Origin of the sequence: Undibacterium sp. Dicai25W, assembly GCF_049340505.1 — a bacterium.
Taxonomy (GTDB): Bacteria; Pseudomonadota; Gammaproteobacteria; order Burkholderiales; family Burkholderiaceae_D; genus Undibacterium; species Undibacterium jejuense.
This window is the reverse complement of record NZ_JBMPOQ010000007.1, coordinates 157,901-174,984: the sequence shown is the minus strand read 5'-3', so window position 1 is coordinate 174,984 and position 17,084 is coordinate 157,901. Positions and strand designations below refer to the sequence as shown.

The 17,084-nt window shown below is 46.3% G+C and carries 19 protein-coding genes; 9 read left to right on the top strand and 10 right to left on the bottom strand.

Annotated elements, in window-relative coordinates; genetic code table 11:
• Window positions 1-11 precede the first annotated feature (11 nt).
• Window positions 12-929 (bottom strand): LysR family transcriptional regulator, encoded by a 918-nt coding sequence (locus ACO0KY_RS10670; RefSeq protein ID WP_423045886.1) that lies wholly within the window; start codon window positions 927-929, stop codon window positions 12-14.
• A gap of 108 nt (window positions 930-1,037) precedes the next feature.
• Here ACO0KY_RS10670 and ACO0KY_RS10665 point away from each other — a divergent pair, with 108 nt between their 5' ends.
• Both ACO0KY_RS10665 and ACO0KY_RS10660 read left to right on the top strand, forming a co-directional pair.
• Window positions 1,038-1,739, top strand: a complete 702-nt coding sequence (locus tag ACO0KY_RS10665; protein WP_186911716.1) for a pirin family protein — start codon at window positions 1,038-1,040, stop codon at window positions 1,737-1,739.
• Between the two features lie 131 nt (window positions 1,740-1,870).
• Window positions 1,871-2,440, top strand: coding sequence for an NAD(P)H-dependent oxidoreductase (locus ACO0KY_RS10660; RefSeq protein WP_423045884.1), 570 nt, complete (start codon window positions 1,871-1,873; stop codon window positions 2,438-2,440).
• A gap of 68 nt (window positions 2,441-2,508) precedes the next feature.
• Here ACO0KY_RS10660 and ACO0KY_RS10655 read toward each other — a convergent pair whose 3' ends face one another.
• Complete coding sequence (locus tag ACO0KY_RS10655) at window positions 2,509-2,961, bottom strand: hypothetical protein (RefSeq protein ID WP_423045882.1); 453 nt, start codon at window positions 2,959-2,961, stop codon at window positions 2,509-2,511.
• Window positions 2,962-3,215: 254 nt separating this feature from the next.
• On the opposite strand from ACO0KY_RS10655, the gene ACO0KY_RS10650 reads away from it, so the two are divergent.
• Entirely contained in the window at window positions 3,216-4,844 is a 1,629-nt protein-coding gene (locus ACO0KY_RS10650) for a M28 family peptidase (RefSeq protein ID WP_423045880.1), read from the top strand.
• 123 nt (window positions 4,845-4,967) lie between these two features.
• On the opposite strand, the gene ACO0KY_RS10645 is transcribed toward ACO0KY_RS10650, so the two are convergent.
• The 5 genes from ACO0KY_RS10645 to kynB all read right to left on the bottom strand — a co-directional run bounded on the left by ACO0KY_RS10645 (window position 4,968) and on the right by kynB (window position 9,271).
• Complete coding sequence (locus tag ACO0KY_RS10645) at window positions 4,968-5,594, bottom strand: LysE family translocator (RefSeq protein WP_423045878.1); 627 nt, start codon at window positions 5,592-5,594, stop codon at window positions 4,968-4,970.
• Window positions 5,595-5,715: 121 nt separating this feature from the next.
• Window positions 5,716-5,946 carry a hypothetical protein gene (locus ACO0KY_RS10640; protein ID WP_422989697.1) on the bottom strand — a complete coding sequence of 77 codons (231 nt, stop codon included), beginning with the start codon at window positions 5,944-5,946 and terminating at the stop codon, window positions 5,716-5,718.
• Window positions 5,947-6,420: 474 nt separating this feature from the next.
• Complete coding sequence (gene kynA / locus ACO0KY_RS10635; RefSeq protein WP_423045875.1) at window positions 6,421-7,275, bottom strand: tryptophan 2,3-dioxygenase; 855 nt, start codon at window positions 7,273-7,275, stop codon at window positions 6,421-6,423.
• A 45-nt stretch (window positions 7,276-7,320) separates the two neighbouring features.
• A complete protein-coding gene (gene kynU / locus ACO0KY_RS10630) occupies window positions 7,321-8,571 on the bottom strand; it encodes a kynureninase (protein WP_423045873.1) in 1,251 nt (416 codons plus the stop codon).
• Between the two features lie 67 nt (window positions 8,572-8,638).
• The gene (gene kynB / locus ACO0KY_RS10625; RefSeq protein WP_423045871.1) at window positions 8,639-9,271 is read right to left on the bottom strand and encodes an arylformamidase; all 633 of its coding nucleotides are present in this window, start codon (window positions 9,269-9,271) and stop codon (window positions 8,639-8,641) included.
• Window positions 9,272-9,543: 272 nt separating this feature from the next.
• Here kynB and ACO0KY_RS10620 point away from each other — a divergent pair, with 272 nt between their 5' ends.
• On the top strand, window positions 9,544-10,023 hold the full coding sequence (locus tag ACO0KY_RS10620) for an Lrp/AsnC family transcriptional regulator (RefSeq protein WP_423045869.1): 480 nt from the start codon (window positions 9,544-9,546) through the stop codon (window positions 10,021-10,023).
• A 39-nt stretch (window positions 10,024-10,062) separates the two neighbouring features.
• Window positions 10,063-10,278 carry a DUF6500 family protein gene (locus ACO0KY_RS10615; protein WP_423045867.1) on the top strand — a complete coding sequence of 72 codons (216 nt, stop codon included), beginning with the start codon at window positions 10,063-10,065 and terminating at the stop codon, window positions 10,276-10,278.
• 68 nt (window positions 10,279-10,346) lie between these two features.
• Here the strand turns inward: ACO0KY_RS10615 and ACO0KY_RS10610 are convergent, their stop codons facing one another.
• Window positions 10,347-11,450, bottom strand: a complete 1,104-nt coding sequence (locus tag ACO0KY_RS10610) for a serine hydrolase domain-containing protein (RefSeq protein WP_423045865.1) — start codon at window positions 11,448-11,450, stop codon at window positions 10,347-10,349.
• A 114-nt stretch (window positions 11,451-11,564) separates the two neighbouring features.
• On the opposite strand from ACO0KY_RS10610, the gene ACO0KY_RS10605 reads away from it, so the two are divergent.
• The 3 genes from ACO0KY_RS10605 (at window position 11,565) to ACO0KY_RS10595 (ending at window position 13,923) form a co-directional block, all read left to right on the top strand.
• Complete coding sequence (locus tag ACO0KY_RS10605; protein WP_423045863.1) at window positions 11,565-11,717, top strand: hypothetical protein; 153 nt, start codon at window positions 11,565-11,567, stop codon at window positions 11,715-11,717.
• Window positions 11,718-11,737: 20 nt separating this feature from the next.
• Window positions 11,738-13,291: a murein biosynthesis integral membrane protein MurJ gene (gene murJ / locus ACO0KY_RS10600; RefSeq protein ID WP_186911729.1), complete on the top strand. Its 1,554-nt coding sequence runs from the start codon at window positions 11,738-11,740 to the stop codon at window positions 13,289-13,291.
• Window positions 13,292-13,425: 134 nt separating this feature from the next.
• A complete protein-coding gene (locus ACO0KY_RS10595; protein WP_423045861.1) occupies window positions 13,426-13,923 on the top strand; it encodes a hypothetical protein in 498 nt (165 codons plus the stop codon).
• Between the two features lie 111 nt (window positions 13,924-14,034).
• Here ACO0KY_RS10595 and ACO0KY_RS10590 read toward each other — a convergent pair whose 3' ends face one another.
• Complete coding sequence (locus ACO0KY_RS10590; RefSeq protein ID WP_186911731.1) at window positions 14,035-14,349, bottom strand: pyrimidine/purine nucleoside phosphorylase; 315 nt, start codon at window positions 14,347-14,349, stop codon at window positions 14,035-14,037.
• A gap of 508 nt (window positions 14,350-14,857) precedes the next feature.
• Here ACO0KY_RS10590 and ACO0KY_RS10585 point away from each other — a divergent pair.
• The gene (locus tag ACO0KY_RS10585) at window positions 14,858-15,685 is read left to right on the top strand and encodes a hypothetical protein (RefSeq protein WP_423045858.1); all 828 of its coding nucleotides are present in this window, start codon (window positions 14,858-14,860) and stop codon (window positions 15,683-15,685) included.
• Window positions 15,686-15,817: 132 nt separating this feature from the next.
• On the opposite strand, the gene ACO0KY_RS10580 is transcribed toward ACO0KY_RS10585, so the two are convergent.
• Entirely contained in the window at window positions 15,818-17,050 is a 1,233-nt protein-coding gene (locus ACO0KY_RS10580; RefSeq protein ID WP_422993525.1) for an argininosuccinate synthase, read from the bottom strand.
• Window positions 17,051-17,084 lie beyond the last annotated feature (34 nt).

Genomic DNA, 17,084 nt, shown 5'->3' with positions numbered 1-17,084 from the left:
ATGTTTAATCTCTAATTTCCGAGCAGCTTGCTTTGCATGTCGGGATCTTTGAGTTTTTGTAAAAACCAGTGCAAGGCTTTGCCTTTATTGGTGTTGCGCCATACGTAGCAACTGGTTTCGGTTGGTCGTTGATTATTGGTTTTTTTTTCGATTAAGGCGCCAGATTGTAAATGAGGTGCAGCAATATTGAGCGGTAGATGACCACAGCCTAGCGCGGCTAATTGTGCGGCCAGCTTTGCCGGCATCGTTGGGACCGTCAAGGTATCTTGGCCGCTTAAGAGGCCAGCGGTCATGGAAGGTAAGTTGAGTCCGGTGTCACCAATGGCTATAGCACGATAAGTTTGAATCAATTCGGCACTCAGTGGTTCTGGTGCCTGGGCTAAAGGATGTTCGGGCGCGACCGCGAATACCCACTCGATGCTGCCCAATACGCTGGTTTGCATATCACCCTGCATGCGTATTGCATTGGGGCCGTCATACGCAGCCCCAATTGCCAGATCCGCACGACCGCTGATCATTGCTTCCCAGACGCCGGACAAAACTTCCTGCGAAAAGCGTAAACGGGTACCGCAGGCTTGTTGTTCAAACTCCTTGATTAAGGGTAGCAGACAATCAAAGTGAATCACGCCATCCAGCACAATTCTGAGTTCCGATTCCCAGCCTGTGGCGGTACGTTTGACGCGGTTTTCTAATTCTTGTGCGGCATTGAGCAAATGCCTGCCTTGCATGAGCAATTCTGCTCCCGCGATCGTCAGTTTAGCTCTGTGGCCGCGGCGATCGTACAGCAACACATCCAGATCTTCTTCCAGTTTGCGTATGCTGTAGGTAATTGCTGAAGGGACTTTGTCCAGCGCCATCGCAGCCGCGGCAAAGCTGCCTTTACGGTCTATCGCATCAAGGATTTGCAGCGCTTCTAAGGTGATATTCATGCTTGTTCAAATTATTTGAATGACTTGTATGAAATTTTACTCTTATATTATCGGATGTCATTATATATACTCTCTTCAAATCATCAAATAAATTGAATTGGAGCTCATATGATTACCGTAAGATTATCTCAAGAACGTGGCGCTGCTGAACATGGCTGGCTGAAGTCTTTCCATAGTTTTTCTTTCGCTGAGTATTATGATCCTCAACACATGGGTTTTGGTCCTTTGCGCGTGATTAACGATGACTGGATCGCCCCTGCGATGGGTTTTGGTACGCACCCACACAAAGACATGGAAATCATTACCTACGTGTTAGAAGGTGCGATAGCGCACAAGGACAGCATGGATAACGGCAGTACCATACGTCCGGGCAATGTCCAATACATGAGTGCCGGAACGGGTGTGCGTCACTCTGAATTTAATCCTTCGAGCAAAGAACATACTCGATTGTTGCAAATTTGGATACAGCCTAGTATGTTAGGCGGTGAGCCGTTGTACGAGGAAAAAGAATTTGATCGTATTGAGAAAGACGGAAAATTACGCGTTGTAGTATCCGGCGATGGAGCCAACGGTTCGATTAAAATCCGTCAGGATGCGCGTTTGTTGATTGGTTTGTTCGACGGCGATCAGAAACAAGAGTTGAGTTTGCAAGCGGATCGCCTGACCTACGTGCATCTGGCACGCGGTGAGTTGACCGTGAATGGTGTGGTATTGAAAGAGGGCGACGCCATGAAATTGCAAAATGAACAGTTGTTGCAGTTAAGCGCAGGAAAACAGGCAGAAGTGTTAGTGTTTGATCTGCCGCATTGATCGTTGTTATTTTTTTGGCTTTTAACAATAATATCCCGGTCACTTAGCAGGCTTAACCGGGATGTTATTGTGCTGTGCCGTAGTTCATCAATTATTTGAATTCATTTGACTCATTTTCTCAGGAGCAAAACATGACAAAAGTAGCGATTGTGTACCATTCAGGTTATGGCCATACTACCAAGGCTGCAGAAGCCGTTCAGGCTGGTGCTGTAGCAGCGGGTGCAGAGGTTGACCTGATTTTGATCGACAAAGAAGGCAATATTACAGACGCACAATGGGCCAGCCTCGCAGCGGCGCAGGCGATCATTTTTGGCTCACCAACCTACATGGGAACGGTTTCATGGCAATTTAAGAAATTCGCAGATGCAACTTCCAAGCCTTGGTACACCCAAGTCTGGAAAGATAAAATCGCTGCTGGTTTTACTAATTCTGCGAGTATGAATGGCGATAAACTGTCGACGCTGCATTATCTGTTTACCCTGTCTCAGCAGCATTCGATGATTTGGGTGGGCACGGGTATGATGCCATCCAACAGCAAAGCTGCGCAAAGAAACGACATCAACTATTTGGCAAGTTTTAGCGGTTTGATGACACAATCTCCATCCGATGCTTCGCCTGACGAAGGTCCATTGCCAGGCGATCTGGAAACAGCGAAATTGTTTGGTCAACGTATTGCGACGGTCGCAAAAAAACTCGCTTAATTCTTCGTTGAAGAAATAGATGGATTTGGCATCTTTTGCTTAACGGTGAAAGATGCCATTTACTTTTTTTAAGGATGCTGGATATTTTTCTGTTTCGCATCCAGTTCTATCGTTTTCGATAAAATCTGTTCGATAGTCCAATGTCGGGTAATCCAGATCACCATCGCGCTGCCAGACAGTTGTTGCCAGCTTGCTCCATCGCGTAACTGATGCTCACGTTGATAAGCCGCAGCAATGCGCCAGGCAAAAATAGTTGCTGGTGGTGGTGCCTCTAACGTACCAGCTGAAAAGAAATAAGATACGGGATCCAATTCAACTAATGTGGGAGTGCCTTCACATCCGGCTTTTTCCCATAAAACTTGCTGTTGTTGAACGTTGGCGACGACCGTTGGAAGAGCTGGTTTTCCACTCATACCTTCAAGACCCCAAAAATATAAAATCCACGGCCCACCGTAGATCAATGCAATGATGGTGATAAGCACGCCTGCGACTATTGCTTTGAGTTTCGTTGATTTCGTCATAAAAAACTGCATGAGATAAAAGAGGAATTACTCTTATTATCGACTGGTTTTCTGGCTTATTGGCAGGAATTTTAGAGAAATTCAATTCAGACTTACTCAATGTCAATATTATCTGCTGACATTTTGTATTCATGTCGACGGAAACATTATTGATGACAATTAAATGCTTTCTTTTGTAGTCCAGGTGGTAAGTAGCGCAAGCTATAATTCCAGAACTCTTCCTTACTTGATCAATAATTTATTTTCCGCTTCCCATGATAAAAAAAGCTGTTGGACTTTTCATTGCACTGAGTGTGTGTTCTCCATTCACCCCAGCACAGCAAGCTCGCATTAGTGAGCCAGTGATGCGAGCGCATTTGTCTTTTCTTGCCGATGATTTATTGGAGGGGCGTGGTACCGGTCAGCGTGGTGGTGATCTGGCGGTACGCTATCTGGAAACCCAATTAAGCATCATGGGCTTGCAGTCGCTGCCATCGGATAAAGTGTCTGGTTATCGCCAATCAGTGCGTATCGTCGGTAGCAAAACCTTACCTGAGAGCAGCGTCAGCTTTGAAATCAATGGTCAGACTTACGCACCGCAATTGGGTAGTGACATTGTCTTTGGATCTTCAGGCGGCAAAGCGGATGTGGCGTTCGATGCTCCGGTTGTATTTGTGGGTTATGGCGTGCGCGCACCAGAAGAGCGTTGGGATGATTTCAAAGGCGTTGATCTTAAGGGTAAATTGTTGGTGATGTTGGTCAATGATCCACAACCAACCGCCGAAGAGCCACATCGTTTTGCCGGTAAAGCGCTGACTTATTATGGTCGCTGGACATACAAATTTGAAGAAGCCGTTCGTCAGGGGGCGGCTGGTGTCCTATTGATCCACACCACGCCATCAGCAACGTATGCGTGGAATGTGCCACAAACCAGTTTCAGCCATGAGCGTTTTAGTCTGGCCAATAATGGCAATGCGATGGAAGGGTGGATACAGGACAGTGTTGCTCAGCAATTGTTTAGCCGTGCTGGTGCAAACCTCGATCAGTTGCGTACCCGTGCTGAAACGCGCGACTTTGCCCCAGTCGTTTTAAATGCCGTCGCGCATGTCAAACTCAAGAGCCAGATACGCCACGTCGAGCAATTTAACGTGTTGGGAATGGTGCCAGGCACAGATGCGACATTGAAATCGCAAGCAGTGGTGTATTCCGCACATTGGGATCATCTTGGGATAGAAACGCAGCCTGATGGTAGTACGCATATCTGGAATGGTGCGGTAGATAATGCATCAGGCGCAGCGGCTTTATTGGCGATGGCGCAGTTTGCTGTAGCGCATCCTGCCAAACGCACACAAATATTTTTATGGCCGGCAGCAGAAGAGCAATATTTATTAGGGAGCGCTGCCTACGTTAATAATCCTCCTTGGCCACTCGCAAAAACGGCAGCCGATTTGAATTTGGATAGTATGAATTTTGTTGGAAAAACACGCGACATCGGTATCGAAGGCAGTGAACGCAGTAGCTTGCATGCGAGTGCAGTCAAAGTCGCAAAGCAAATGGGTTTGCAAATTGCCACTGCGGCTCCGGATTTGGGTGGCGCATTTTTCCGCGCCGATCATTTTAATTTTGCGCGTTTTGGTGTTCCGGCTTTCAACGTTGGTTCAGCGGTATTTTCTGGCGATGGGCATTTTGACTTTATTGAACAAGATCATAGCAATGCCAGTGCCAAAATGCTGGGATTTAAAAACGATTATCATACCGAGCGTGATAAATATCACTTGGAATGGGATCTGAGCGGTATGCAACAGCAAGCACAATTTACACTCAATTTAGGTTACGAGATCGCCAATGCCAAAACCATGCCAGTGTGGAATAAAGGTGAAGCATTTGGAAAAAATCGCCACTAAGCGGCATTAGTAAATATCTTGCCGCTTAAAGCATATTTATTCTTTGAACGATAAAAAAGCCTTGCAGAGAAAATGTTTCTGCAAGGTTTTTTCTTATCAACGTTTGGGTTGTCAGAGTTTTTTTCAGCGTTGCGAGAACGCGAGTTTTAATGCCAGGCCTGCAAATACGAATGCTGCTGCCCGATTCATCCAACGTTGCGCACTCGCTGAACCGCGCAGACGTTGTCCGACCGTCGCTGCAAAATAGCTGATACTACCAAAGGCGATGATGGTCGCAAGGATAAAAATCGCACCTAATTCCACAAATTGAAATGCAACTGAACCACGTTCTGCAGAGACAAATTGCGGTAAAAATGCAAGGAAAAAGAACACTACTTTAGGATTAGTCAAATTCATAATCACTCCGCGCAAGTAAAGCTGGCTTGGGCGCAATGCTGTGGCGTTGATGCTGGTATCTTCACTTACAGGCGCACGGAACGCGCCCCAGGCGAGATATGCAAGATAGGCAGCACCAAGGCATTTTAAGACCAGAAAAGCCACTGCTGATGCCGCAAAAACGGCAGCGAGCCCCAGCGCAATAGCGATTGTATGAACGATGAGGCCAGTACACAGACCAAGCACGACGAGCATGCCTGCTTTGCGTCCTTGTGTCGCGGACTGCATCAGAACAAAGACGTTGTCTGGTCCCGGGGATAATCCCAATAAGATGGAGACGCCGAAGAAAGTCAGCGCAGTTTGAAAGGTAAGCATTGCCATCCCCGAGAATAAATGGACATTATGCAATATTTATTCTCAAGTCGCCACGAGCGCTATCAGAATGAAAAAGATAGCCCCTGTCCGCAAATGCAGGGACGTCTGCTTCAGGCGGTCATCAGATGTGCTGTAAGTGCTGAAGGGACCGGATCAAGACCTGTTGTGTGATTTGATTTGGCACGCCTTTACCTTGCATATATTCAATCGCACAGGTGGTGCCGTAGTCTTGTTGCAGGCTCAATCCCATTTCTATGTGATTGGCTACTACCTGATCGTAGTGGCGGACTTCTTCTGCGAAATGGGGGATCGTTGCTGTTGGCGTTGCCGTGCGTACCATGGGGGTGATCATGTCAAACTCCATATTCCATTCATATTGCATTGCATCAAAATTACTGATTAAGCATTTAAAAAATGTTGTCTCAGTGCGTATTTCATGCTTTTCAGTCACCGCATATTGCACTGACCACATAAGAAAAGAAGCATCCTTGAATCTGTCGCGATTATAGTCCGCTTAATAGATAAAAGTTTGTGCGAGCTCAAGAAAATTTAGCAATGTGTAAGAAAAATCATATTGAGTATGTATTTGATATGTCAGAGTGGTATGTAGTTAGTTATTTGATATCGCATTGCAGCAAAAATGACTTGAATAACTTGATTGACTAGTTGAAATTCGGGATAAGGAGCCTTGCGTGGATTTGAATATGCAGGTGAATGACGGCTTGCACCCACCCTTGCTTCTTGAAAAGATTATCGGACTCCAGCCTTCGCTGGAGTGATGTGCATGAGCTGTTTTGACTTAATTTGATAACGCAAATGTCATCGATTACAACGCTGTGCGCAACGCAAACAGTTCTGGGAACAGCACCACATCCAGCATTTTACGTAAATAACTCACGCCTGCAGTACCGCCGGTACCGGTCTTAAAGCCAATGATGCGCTCCACCGTGGTCACGTGACGGAAGCGCCAGATACGGAATGCGGTTTCCATATCCACCAGTTTCTCAGCCAGTTCGTAGAGTGACCAATATTGTTCCGGTGCTTGGTAGACTTTCAGCCATGCCGCTTTTACAGATTCGTTAGCCTGAACAGGTTGTGTCCAGTCGCGTTGCAAGCGATCCGCATCAATGTCAAAGCCCTGACGGGACATGAGCATAATCGCCTCGTCATAAATCGATGGTGTACTCAAGGCATCGTTCAGGGTCGCATGAATTTCTGGCTTGCTTTCATGCACCGTCAGCATGGTGGCGTTTTTGTTGCCGAGCAAATATTCCAGTTCACGATACTGATGCGATTGGAAGCCCGAGGATGCACCAAGATACGGGCGTATGGCAGTGTATTCACTTGGAGTCATTGTTGCTAACACGTCCCAGGCGTGCACCAACTGATCCATGATACGGGCAACGCGGGACAGCATTTTGAATGCGGGTGGTAAATCGTTGTTATGAATTTGTTGACGTACGCCATGCAATTCATGCAGCATTAATTTGATCCACAATTCACTGGTCTGGTGCTGAATGATGAACAGCATTTCATTGTGATTGGGCGAGCGTGGGTGTTGCGCAGTCAAAATCTGATCCAAACCCAGATAGTCGCCGTAACTCATGGACTCAGAAAAGTCGAGTTGTGCGCCATGCCAGGACATAGGGCATTTGCCGGATGATTCGTTGTTATTACTCATGATGGTTCTTTCAAAATAAGTTTTTATTGTCGGGACATTTGCCAATCAAGTCACGGCATTGCGTTGCAAATTCGTATCGTAATCTTGCTTGTCCAAAACATCGCGCAGTGTCTCAACCGCATCCCAGACATCGACGTAACGCACGTACAGCGGCGTAAAGCCAAAGCGCATGATCGCTGGCTCGCGGTAGTCACCAATCACACCACGTGTGATCAATGCCTGAATCACGGCATACGCATGTGGATGCTTGAAGCTGGCCTGACTACCACGTTGATGATGATCGCGGGGTGTAACCAATTCTAGTGGATGGGATGCGCAACGCTGCTCAACCAATTGAATAAACAAATCGGTGAGAGCCAGCGATTTTTTACGAATCGCTTGCATATCCGTTTTTCCGAATACATCCAGACCACAGCCAACCAGGGCTAATGAGACGATAGGTTGCGTACCGCACAAGGCGCGACGTATCCCTGGTGTTGGTGTAAATCCTGGTGCCATCGCAAATGGACTTTCATGTCCCCACCAGCCGGATAAAGGATGATTGAACACGGCTTGATGACGCTGTGGAACCCAGATAAATGCTGGTGCACCTGGGCCGCCATTCAGATATTTATAAGTACAACCCACCGCAAAGTCGGCATTGGCGGCATTCAAATGTACTGGCAAGGCGCCCGCAGAATGCGCGAGATCCCACAAGGCTAATGCGCCATGCTGATGAATTAATGTAGTGACGGCGGCCATGTCATGCAAATAGCCAGTACGGTAATTCACATGGGTGAGCATCACCAGTGCCGTTTGATCATTGATCACATCCGGTAATTCTTCTGGCGTGTCAATCAATACAATCTGATAGCCACGGTCCAGCCATTTAGTAATACCTTCCGCCATGTAGATATCGGTAGGGAAGTTACTACGTTCAGTAATAATTGTTTTGCGTTTTGCATCCTTAGCTTGAATTTGCAAAGCAGCCGCAATCGCTTTAAACAAGTTGATCGATGTCGAATCAGTGACCACGACTTCATTGGCTTCAGCGCCTACCAAAGGCGCAAGTTGATTGCCGAGTGAAGATGGCAATTCAAACCAGCCGGCCTTGTTCCAGCTGGTGATTAAGTCGGTGCCCCATTCTTGGGTAATGACTTCTTGTGCGCGCTGTAATGAAGCTTTAGGACGTGCGCCGAGTGAATTGCCATCGAGGTAAATGACGCCATCTGGCAAAATAAAGTCGTCGCGTAACGACCCTAAAGCATCTTGTTGATCTAATGCCTGGCAATCAGCGCGGCTTGTAATTTGAGTCATGTTGTCTCCTGAATATGGGCTAGTGGCTTACTTAGTTCGGAATTTAAATTTTTCTAAATATTGAAAATCACAAGGAACGCAATACCGCGCGTACCGGACTGGCATCGAGCCCTTTGAGTTTTAGGGGCAGGCAAATAAGTTCGTAATCACCAGCGGCGATGTCATCTAATACGATGCCTTCTAAAATCGCCATCTGATGTTTTTTAACGCACAAATGGGCGTCGAGTGTTTTGGATTCTTGTGGGTCTAGCGAAGGGCTATCAATACCTATTAATTTGACGCCGTGTGCAGCGAGCAACTCAATGGCAGCTGAACTGACATAGGGGAAATTGTTATCCCACTGCATCTGCGGCGCTTGCTGGTAAGCGCGGAACAATACACGGGGCGGTATTTGCGCTAGATAGGGTTGGACATGTTCGGGCAGAACTTGTGCCACACCGATGCAATGAATCACGCGGCAAGTGCCGATGTACGTTTGCAGATCCACTTCATCGATGGCCTTACCATCCACGCCGTAATGTGATGGCGCATCGCAATGCGCACCCGTGTGCGTGGACATGCTGATTTTGCTGACTTTGACCGGGCAACCATCAGCGATCTGCCAGGTGGTTTCTGCGGTATATTCACTGTCTCCCGGCCAGACCGGAATCCCTGCTTGTATTGCGGGGCTGATATCCCACAACTGAGATGGCGCAGACATAAGCTCTCCTGTTTAAAAACATGCAGAGATTTTATGCTGGAATGGCTGAATAATTGTTTCAAAGTGCAGTGAGTAATTTGGTATTTATAGAATATACTTCGAAGATATTGAGTATTTTTGAAATAATTGTTGTTATTGTGCTTGTGCGCCGCATCAATTGCTGTTTTTGGGTTGGTTTGTGCGAGAAAGTTCTAAAACTCCCAGCTTGGAGGGTGGGGGCACCCACCCGATAACTTTAAAACTGGCTGGACATTTTTATCCGGAGTTAAGGCATGCAGTTAGATCCCACCGATTTAAAAATTCTTCAACAATTACAAGAAGATGGTCGCATGAGTAATCAGGATTTGGCAGACAAAGTGTTCTTGTCTCCATCGTCGTGTCTGCGACGCGTCAGAATGTTAGAGGAGGCGGGGATTATTCATCACTACTGCGCAGTCATTGATTCCGCCAAAGTGGGATTAGAAGTCGATGCGTTTGTGCAAGTAACGATGCGCCGCGACGTCGAGCAATGGCATGAGAATTTTTCGCAAGCACTATTGCAATGGCCGGAAGTCATTGGTTCTTACATCATTACTGGCGATGCTAATTATTTGCTACGGGTCAGAGCGCGTAATTTGAAACACTATTCCAGCTTTGTACTGGAGCGTTTGTATAAGACCACGGGTGTCTTAGATATTCGTTCGAATATCGTATTACAGACTTTAAAAGATACGCATCAGATTGCAACTGAATTGATGAAAGATGCACTGTGAACTTATCCATTTTTCCTATTTTGAATGTAGAAAGTATGCATGACACCTGAATTAAAAAACAAAATCATTGCCGTCTGCGATCAAAAAATTTCACAAAAGGGCGATAACGTCGGTTTATCGTTTTACGCCTTTTTTGCCAATAAAAATGATAATCCGGTATTGTTGATGGAAGCCGCGACCTGGTGGATCGCAACGCATCAGCTCGACCATTTTGAGAAAGCGGCCAAAATCAAGGCGCTGGTACAGACAGAATAAACGCTTTTAGAGTGTGTGCAACCCGCCAAATAAGGCCGTACAGCTTCTCATTAATAGCTGTGTTTTATTTACTTACTTTGCAAAAGCGCTTTCAGCAATCCTGCCGCTGGTCCTTTGTTGGCCCAGGTTTGCGTCAAATCCAGATCGCCGTTGGTGCTGACGATGATCAAGATATTTCCAGATTGCACATCGACTAAATTTAAAATACGGATGCCTGCGATCCAGCCCTGGCGTTCGACGATCACAGTAGGATTTTTTTCATCAGCGCCATTAAATGGATAAACCCAGACTCCCAGCGCACCGCCGACGGCATTCGGTTTGATCATCTCTGAGCGTGATTTGGCGGAGATATATTTGTCTTTGATAAACGCACGGTCAAATGCTAACAAATCTTTTAAAGTACCAAACGACGAACCCGCAGCACCATAGCTGGCAAAGTTGACTTCTGGTTCTGCTTGTCCGCCCAGGCTGCCGTGGACATGCTCCGGGTTGTCTGGCATTGCAGCCGTATAAAAGCCAGAACTATTCATACTGGCAGGCGCAAAAATCCTTTTTTGCAAAAGTTGTACGTAAGGCTGCTGGGTGATTTTTTCTAGTAAAGCACCAAGCACCATGTAATCGCAATTGTTGTAATCAAACGTTGTTCCTGGTTGGCTATTCATTTGCCCGGCGCACATGCCGGTCGCAAATTTTTGCATGTTGTCGCCGTTATTGGCGTTCAGCATATGAAAAGTAGGAACGGCATTATCGTTAAATAAGCCAGAATAATGCGTCATCAATTGACGTATCGTCACGGCACGCACAGCAGGGTTAGGATAGTCGGACCAATAGGTGCCCAGAGTCGCGTCCAATTGCAAATGTCCTGCCTCGACTTCCTGCATCAGCATAATCGCCGTCATTTCTTTGGTAATCGAGGCAAAACGGAATGTACGGTTGATATCGCCAAAATTGCCAATGCTGGCTTTGTACAGCAGCTTGTCTCCGCGGGCAGCCAGTATCGCACCTTGAAAACCAGTTTGTTGCAATGCTGTGGCAGCAGCTTCAATGTCATTGCTGGCATTTTTATTCTTACCATCGGCAGCAAGCGCTGTGTTGCCGAATGCAAACAGGCTGGATAAAACCAGAGTCGCAGGACCTACATAACGGCGGCAGAATTGGTGCAATCGGGACATGGACACTCTCCGGATGAGAAGACTAAGGTTGTTACGACGGTATCTGACACGTGCTATAGAAAACTTGCTAAAGGTCTAAGCTCGGCCGTTAGTGTAGCAAATCAACGGTTTGCCGTGGATATAGTTGAAGAAATTGAGAAAGAAATTGAGAAAAAAATTGAGAAAAAAATTGAAAGATACGGGCTTGCTTTTGGTGCAAGAATATTGAAACCGGGGGAAGCTGTTCTGATAACAAATTTACCTTGTGTTAAAAATATCCATGAGTAGCCGATATATAATGCCGCACCATGAATTTAATCAAAACTCTCGCTTCCATTAGTGGCATGACCATGTTGTCGCGCGTTACCGGCCTGGCCCGTGATGTGCTCTTTTCAACGTATTTTGGTGCTAATGCTATGACGGATGCCTACAATATCGCATTCCGTATTCCCAATTTATTACGTCGTTTATTCGCCGAAGGCGCTTTTTCGCAAGCATTCGTGCCGATTCTGGCTGAATATAAAACGCAGCAGGGTAATGCGGCGACCAAAGAATTGGTCGATCACGTTGGAACATTATTGACCTGGGCCTTGTTGATCACTTGTATGCTAGGCATTATTGGCGCGCCAGTGATTCTTTATTTTGCTGCGAATGGCTTGCTGAAAAAGCCTGAGATATTTAGTGCCACGGTGCTGATGACGCGCATTATGTTTCCTTACATCGGATTTATGTCGATGGTGGCGCTGGCAGGTGGGATTCTGAATACCTGGCGCGAATTTAAAATACCTGCATTCACTCCGGTTATTTATAACCTGACTTCGATCGCATTCATGTTAGGTTTGTCACGCTGGATGGAAACGCCAATATATGGGCAGGCAATTGGCGTGTTTGTTGGTGGTTTGTTGCAGTTGTGGATACAGGTTCCCGCGCTGGTCAAGATTGGCATGTTACCGCGTATAGGCTGGCGACCCGCAACCGCATGGCAAGACGAAGGCGTGCGACGCATCATACGCAATATGCTTCCGGCAATCGTTGCGGTATCAGCCTCCCAGATCAGTATTCTGATTAATACCAGCCTTGCTTCAGGAATGGTCGCTGGCAGTACGACGTGGTTGGTGAATGCTGATCGCTTAATGGAATTCCCGACTGCGCTGCTCGGCGTCGCGCTGGGAACGATTCTATTGCCGGGCTTATCTAAAGCCAACGCCGATGGCGACACGGCAGAATATTCTGCATTGCTTGATTGGGGCTTACGCCTGACCTTCTTGCTGGCGATGCCAGCAGGTGTGGCGCTGGCAACGATTCCAATTCCGCTGACGGCGACCTTGTTCCATCATGGCGCTTTCGACGCACACGCAGTGCAAATGACATCCAATGCGCTGGTTGCTTACGGATTAGGTCTGATTGGCTTGATCGTGGTAAAAATTCTGGCACCGGGTTTCTATGCGCGTCAGGATATTCGTACACCGGTCAAAATTGCGGTCAGCGTGATGATCGCAACGCAGTTGATGAACTTGGTTTTTGTGCCGAAATTTGCGCATGCCGGACTTGCCTTGTCGGTGGGATTGGGCGCTTGTGTGAATGCCAGCTTTTTGTTTATTGGCTTGCGCCGCCGAGGAATCTTTCACCCACGAAAAGGTTGGGGGATGTTTTTGTTGAAATTACTTGCGGCATTGTTGTTGATGGCCTTTGTGTCACTTTGGATCTCTGATCAGTTTGACTGGTTGGCGATGAAGCATACCCCCTTACGTCGGATCGGAGCTTTATTTTTGCTGATACTGGCATCGGTCATCACTTATTTCTCCGCATTAGGTTTGATGGGCTTCCGTCCACGGGATTTTCGTAAAGTAGCAAAGATCTAAAATAGCAAGTAATGACGCGTTTGCTTTCATGATGCGACATAGCGTTACAAGTTGATTGCTTGTCCACGTCATCCTTTTTACATCCGCTCCCGTTGATGCAGTATGTTTCAATGGATGTACAAAGGATGTGTGTAATGAAAAAAATTATCTTCGCAGCTTGCGCACTTATCGTCGCCAGTGCCTCATTTGCACAAGGGGTCGGTGTTTCTGTATCTGTTGGCGAGCCAGGTTTTTACGGCCAGATTGATATTGGCCATGTCGCTCCACCCGCATTGATTTACTCAACTCCTGTCTTAGTTGCACGTCCTGCGTATGGTTACGTTGAGCAACCATTGTATTTACGCGTTCCACCTGAACATGTCAGATATTGGAGCCGCTATTGTGATGCGTATCATGCCTGTGGCCGTCATGTGTATTTTGTGCAGGATCATTGGTATAACAATGTCTACGCGCCGCAATATCGCATTCATGCCCATGAGTGGTATGGCCAGCACGATCGTTATGAAGACCACGCACGTTATGAACGGTATGAAGATCATCACGAACGAAGATACGAAGATCGCCATGATGATAGGCGTGATTGGCGTAATGAATATCGTGGTAACGAACATGGTGAATATCAGTATCGTTAAGCTTGGTTGACTTTAAAAGATGATTCTCAAGTCATCAAAAAAATACGTCAAAATTAAAAAAAGGAGCGCTTCAATTAGGCGTTCCTTTTTTTAAAAAATATCACCAATTTTTTAAACGAAGTGACAAACGTAATCCAGTGTTTCTAAGGTTTCGATTTCAAAACTGGAGTTCGCTGGTACATTAAATTGCTGGCCACCTTCATAGGCCGTCCACGTGTTTTCATCTTTGAGTCTGATTTTGCATTTACCTGCATTCAGTTCCATGATTTCGGCTGCCACCGTATTAAAGACCAAATTGGATGGGAAGATCACGCCTATGGTTTTCTTACTGCCATCGCTAAACAAAATGCTGTGTGAAACGCATTTTCCATCAAAATAAATATTCGCTTTTTTGATAACGCTGACTTGATCAAACTGGGTATTCATGACGTACTTTCTGTAGGTAAAAAGAGGAATCGCTAGGGGAGTCTGAGGTGCAATATAAATCAGTACCATCATGCAATGTATTCGCCCGGAGATCAACCCTGATCCGAAATTCATCTAAAAACTGTCGCGAATTTTCATACTCAGAAAATGTTCAGTGGATTTTTTTCCGGGATTTTTTATAACCAGAAAGCAATCCACATCCAAACAACATATTCAAAAAAATTGTAACTAAATTCTGTCGCGATTCGTTTGTTTCGTTACAAGAAACATTTTTTTGCAGTCATCTTTTTAAAAGTGCTCAACGTTAATGTGGCATAAGCAAGAACATTAATTTAGACGACATACATGTTCAGAACGGCGCGGAAATATGCTCTGAACTTGAGTCTGCATTGAGCATTTGCTTAAGGCTAAAACGTCATCCGAACACAGTCATTAGTGAGTATTTATTTATGGTGATTGATTGTCTGATGCTTCAATTTAAAAAACAGTACTAATTAAGGGGGAAATCATGAATTGCCAATTCACAAAAATTGCGTTGATGTGTGGTTCAGTTGTCGCAGCTCTTAGCTTGTCTGCGTGCGGTGGTGGCACCGTAACGGTTGGTACAGATGGCGGCGGAACTTTTGTCCCAGTTGCAATTTCCAGCAGCTACAACGATATTAATTTTTTGCAGAGCGTGAATGGGACTTCGTCTGGTATTGGCAGCATTGCTGATTATGGACCGGGTGGTCAAACTGGCTCTATTGTATTTGGTTCTAATGGTATGCAAAGTACGTCTGGATACGCCGTCAGCACGAGTGGCAATGTCTATTGGGGAAACAATATTTACGCAGCTTTGGGATTTGATACCAACGCCAATGATTCTTACACTCCCTCTCTTGCGATGATATGTAATCCTGTCGCTAATGGTGGAGTTGGTGCGAATAATGAAACTTCGACCGATGTATTGGTGAGTGTCGGTGCAATGCAGATTTTTAGCGGCTTACAATTGGCGGGTTTGACTTTTACACAGTACTACGAAAATTGTCAGGCTGGTGGCAGCATTCCTGCTCGGACTAGCGGCAACAACCTGACCTTCAATGCGGATGGGAGCGCAACAATTATTACGGTAAACGGTGGTTCTCAGGTGGATGGCATACAGACACTGACACCAACACAGGTTAATGCGGCATTGCAGGGTCTGCCAGTTCCTACCCTTGGCCCTCTGGGGGCCTATACGACCTTCACTGCGTATCAATACAAAAATGCGGCTGGCTCTACCAATTATGCCGTGGTTGAGCATGGTAGTTATATGCCGGTGAATTTAACGAATGGTTATGTGGCGGTCTGGTATTGATAGTAGTTGTTTTGCAAAAGCCAGTATTGACCAATATTGACCAATATTGACCAATATTAGCCAGTATTGAAAAGATAAAAACGTAAAAAAGCCTGCGCATTTTATGGCGCAGGCTTTTTTGAAGGTGAAAAATTACTGTCCGCGTTTGGCGCGAGCGTTGGCTGCAATACGCATACGCAGCGCATTGAGTTTGATAAATCCACCAGCATCTGCCTGGTTATACGCACCACCATCTTCATCAAATGTCGCGATGTTCATATCGAACAAAGAATCTGTTTTAGAATCGCGCGAGACGGTAATTACATTGCCTTTGTACAGCTTCAGACGCACCCAGCCGTTAACTGTTTGTTGGGTATGATCAATCAGTGTTTGCAGAGCCAAACGCTCTGGTGCCCACCAGTAGCCGTTGTATATCATGCTTGCGTAGCGTGGCATCAAATCATCTTTCAGATGCGCTACTTCACGATCGAGAGTAATGGATTCAATCGCACGATGCGCACGCAACATGATCGTGCCACCAGGGGTTTCATAGCAGCCACGGGATTTCATGCCTACGTAACGGTTTTCAACCAAATCTAAACGGCCAATACCATGTTTGCCACCGAGGCGGTTTAATTCAGTCAGTACGGTCGCTGGAGACATGCGTACGCCATTCAATGCAACGATGTCGCCACGTTCGAATTCGATGTCCAGATATTCAGGTGCATCCGGTGCTTGTTCCGGGCTGCAAGTCCAACGCCACATGCTTTCTTCTGCTTCAGCACTTGGGTTTTCCAGGTGACGACCTTCGAAGCTGATGTGCAATAAGTTGGCATCCATGGAATACGGAGCGCCGCCATTTTTGTGTTTTTGATCGATTTCTATACCTGCATCTTCGGCATATTTCATCAGTTTTTCACGGGACAGCAAATCCCATTCGCGCCATGGTGCGATGATTTTGACACCTGGCATTAACGCATAAGCGCCGAGTTCAAAACGTACCTGATCATTCCCTTTGCCAGTCGCGCCGTGGGAGATCGCATCGGCGCCCGTTTCTTTGGCGATGTCGATCAGACGTTTGGCGATCAATGGACGGGCGATGGAAGTACCCAACAGGTATTCGCCTTCGTAAATCGTGTTTGCACGGAACATCGGGAATACGAAATCACGCACGAATTCTTCACGCACGTCATCGATGTAAATATTTTCTGGCTTGATGCCGAATTTAATTGCTTTAGCGCGTGCTGGTTCCAGCTCTTCGCCTTGACCCAGATCAGCGGTGAAAGTAACGATTTCACACTGATAATTATCTTGCAGCCATTTCAGAATGACGGAGGTGTCCAGACCGCCAGAATAGGCGAGGACGACTTTTTTAATATCGCTCATGATGTACTTTCGAAAAAAATGCTATCAATCAAAT

Bases quoted from the DNA above. Each gene is read 5' to 3' on its own strand.
- murJ (WP_186911729.1), top strand. From the start codon at position 11,738: ATGAATTTAATCAAAACTCTCGCTTCCATTAGTGGCATGACCATGTTG.
- ACO0KY_RS10655 (WP_423045882.1), bottom strand. From the start codon at position 2,961: ATGACGAAATCAACGAAACTCAAAGCAATAGTCGCAGGCGTGCTTATC.
- ACO0KY_RS10640 (WP_422989697.1), bottom strand. From the start codon at position 5,946: ATGATCACCCCCATGGTACGCACGGCAACGCCAACAGCAACGATCCCC.
- ACO0KY_RS10590 (WP_186911731.1), bottom strand. From the start codon at position 14,349: ATGAATACCCAGTTTGATCAAGTCAGCGTTATCAAAAAAGCGAATATT.
- ACO0KY_RS10585 (WP_423045858.1), top strand. From the start codon at position 14,858: ATGAATTGCCAATTCACAAAAATTGCGTTGATGTGTGGTTCAGTTGTC.
- ACO0KY_RS10660 (WP_423045884.1), top strand. From the start codon at position 1,871: ATGACAAAAGTAGCGATTGTGTACCATTCAGGTTATGGCCATACTACC.
- kynB (WP_423045871.1), bottom strand. From the start codon at position 9,271: ATGTCTGCGCCATCTCAGTTGTGGGATATCAGCCCCGCAATACAAGCA.
- ACO0KY_RS10610 (WP_423045865.1), bottom strand. From the start codon at position 11,450: ATGTCCCGATTGCACCAATTCTGCCGCCGTTATGTAGGTCCTGCGACT.
- ACO0KY_RS10615 (WP_423045867.1), top strand. From the start codon at position 10,063: ATGACACCTGAATTAAAAAACAAAATCATTGCCGTCTGCGATCAAAAA.
- ACO0KY_RS10650 (WP_423045880.1), top strand. From the start codon at position 3,216: ATGATAAAAAAAGCTGTTGGACTTTTCATTGCACTGAGTGTGTGTTCT.
- ACO0KY_RS10665 (WP_186911716.1), top strand. From the start codon at position 1,038: ATGATTACCGTAAGATTATCTCAAGAACGTGGCGCTGCTGAACATGGC.
- ACO0KY_RS10580 (WP_422993525.1), bottom strand. From the start codon at position 17,050: ATGAGCGATATTAAAAAAGTCGTCCTCGCCTATTCTGGCGGTCTGGAC.
- ACO0KY_RS10620 (WP_423045869.1), top strand. From the start codon at position 9,544: ATGCAGTTAGATCCCACCGATTTAAAAATTCTTCAACAATTACAAGAA.
- ACO0KY_RS10595 (WP_423045861.1), top strand. From the start codon at position 13,426: ATGAAAAAAATTATCTTCGCAGCTTGCGCACTTATCGTCGCCAGTGCC.
- ACO0KY_RS10670 (WP_423045886.1), bottom strand. From the start codon at position 929: ATGAATATCACCTTAGAAGCGCTGCAAATCCTTGATGCGATAGACCGT.
- ACO0KY_RS10645 (WP_423045878.1), bottom strand. From the start codon at position 5,594: ATGCTTACCTTTCAAACTGCGCTGACTTTCTTCGGCGTCTCCATCTTA.
- kynU (WP_423045873.1), bottom strand. From the start codon at position 8,571: ATGACTCAAATTACAAGCCGCGCTGATTGCCAGGCATTAGATCAACAA.
- kynA (WP_423045875.1), bottom strand. From the start codon at position 7,275: ATGAGTAATAACAACGAATCATCCGGCAAATGCCCTATGTCCTGGCAT.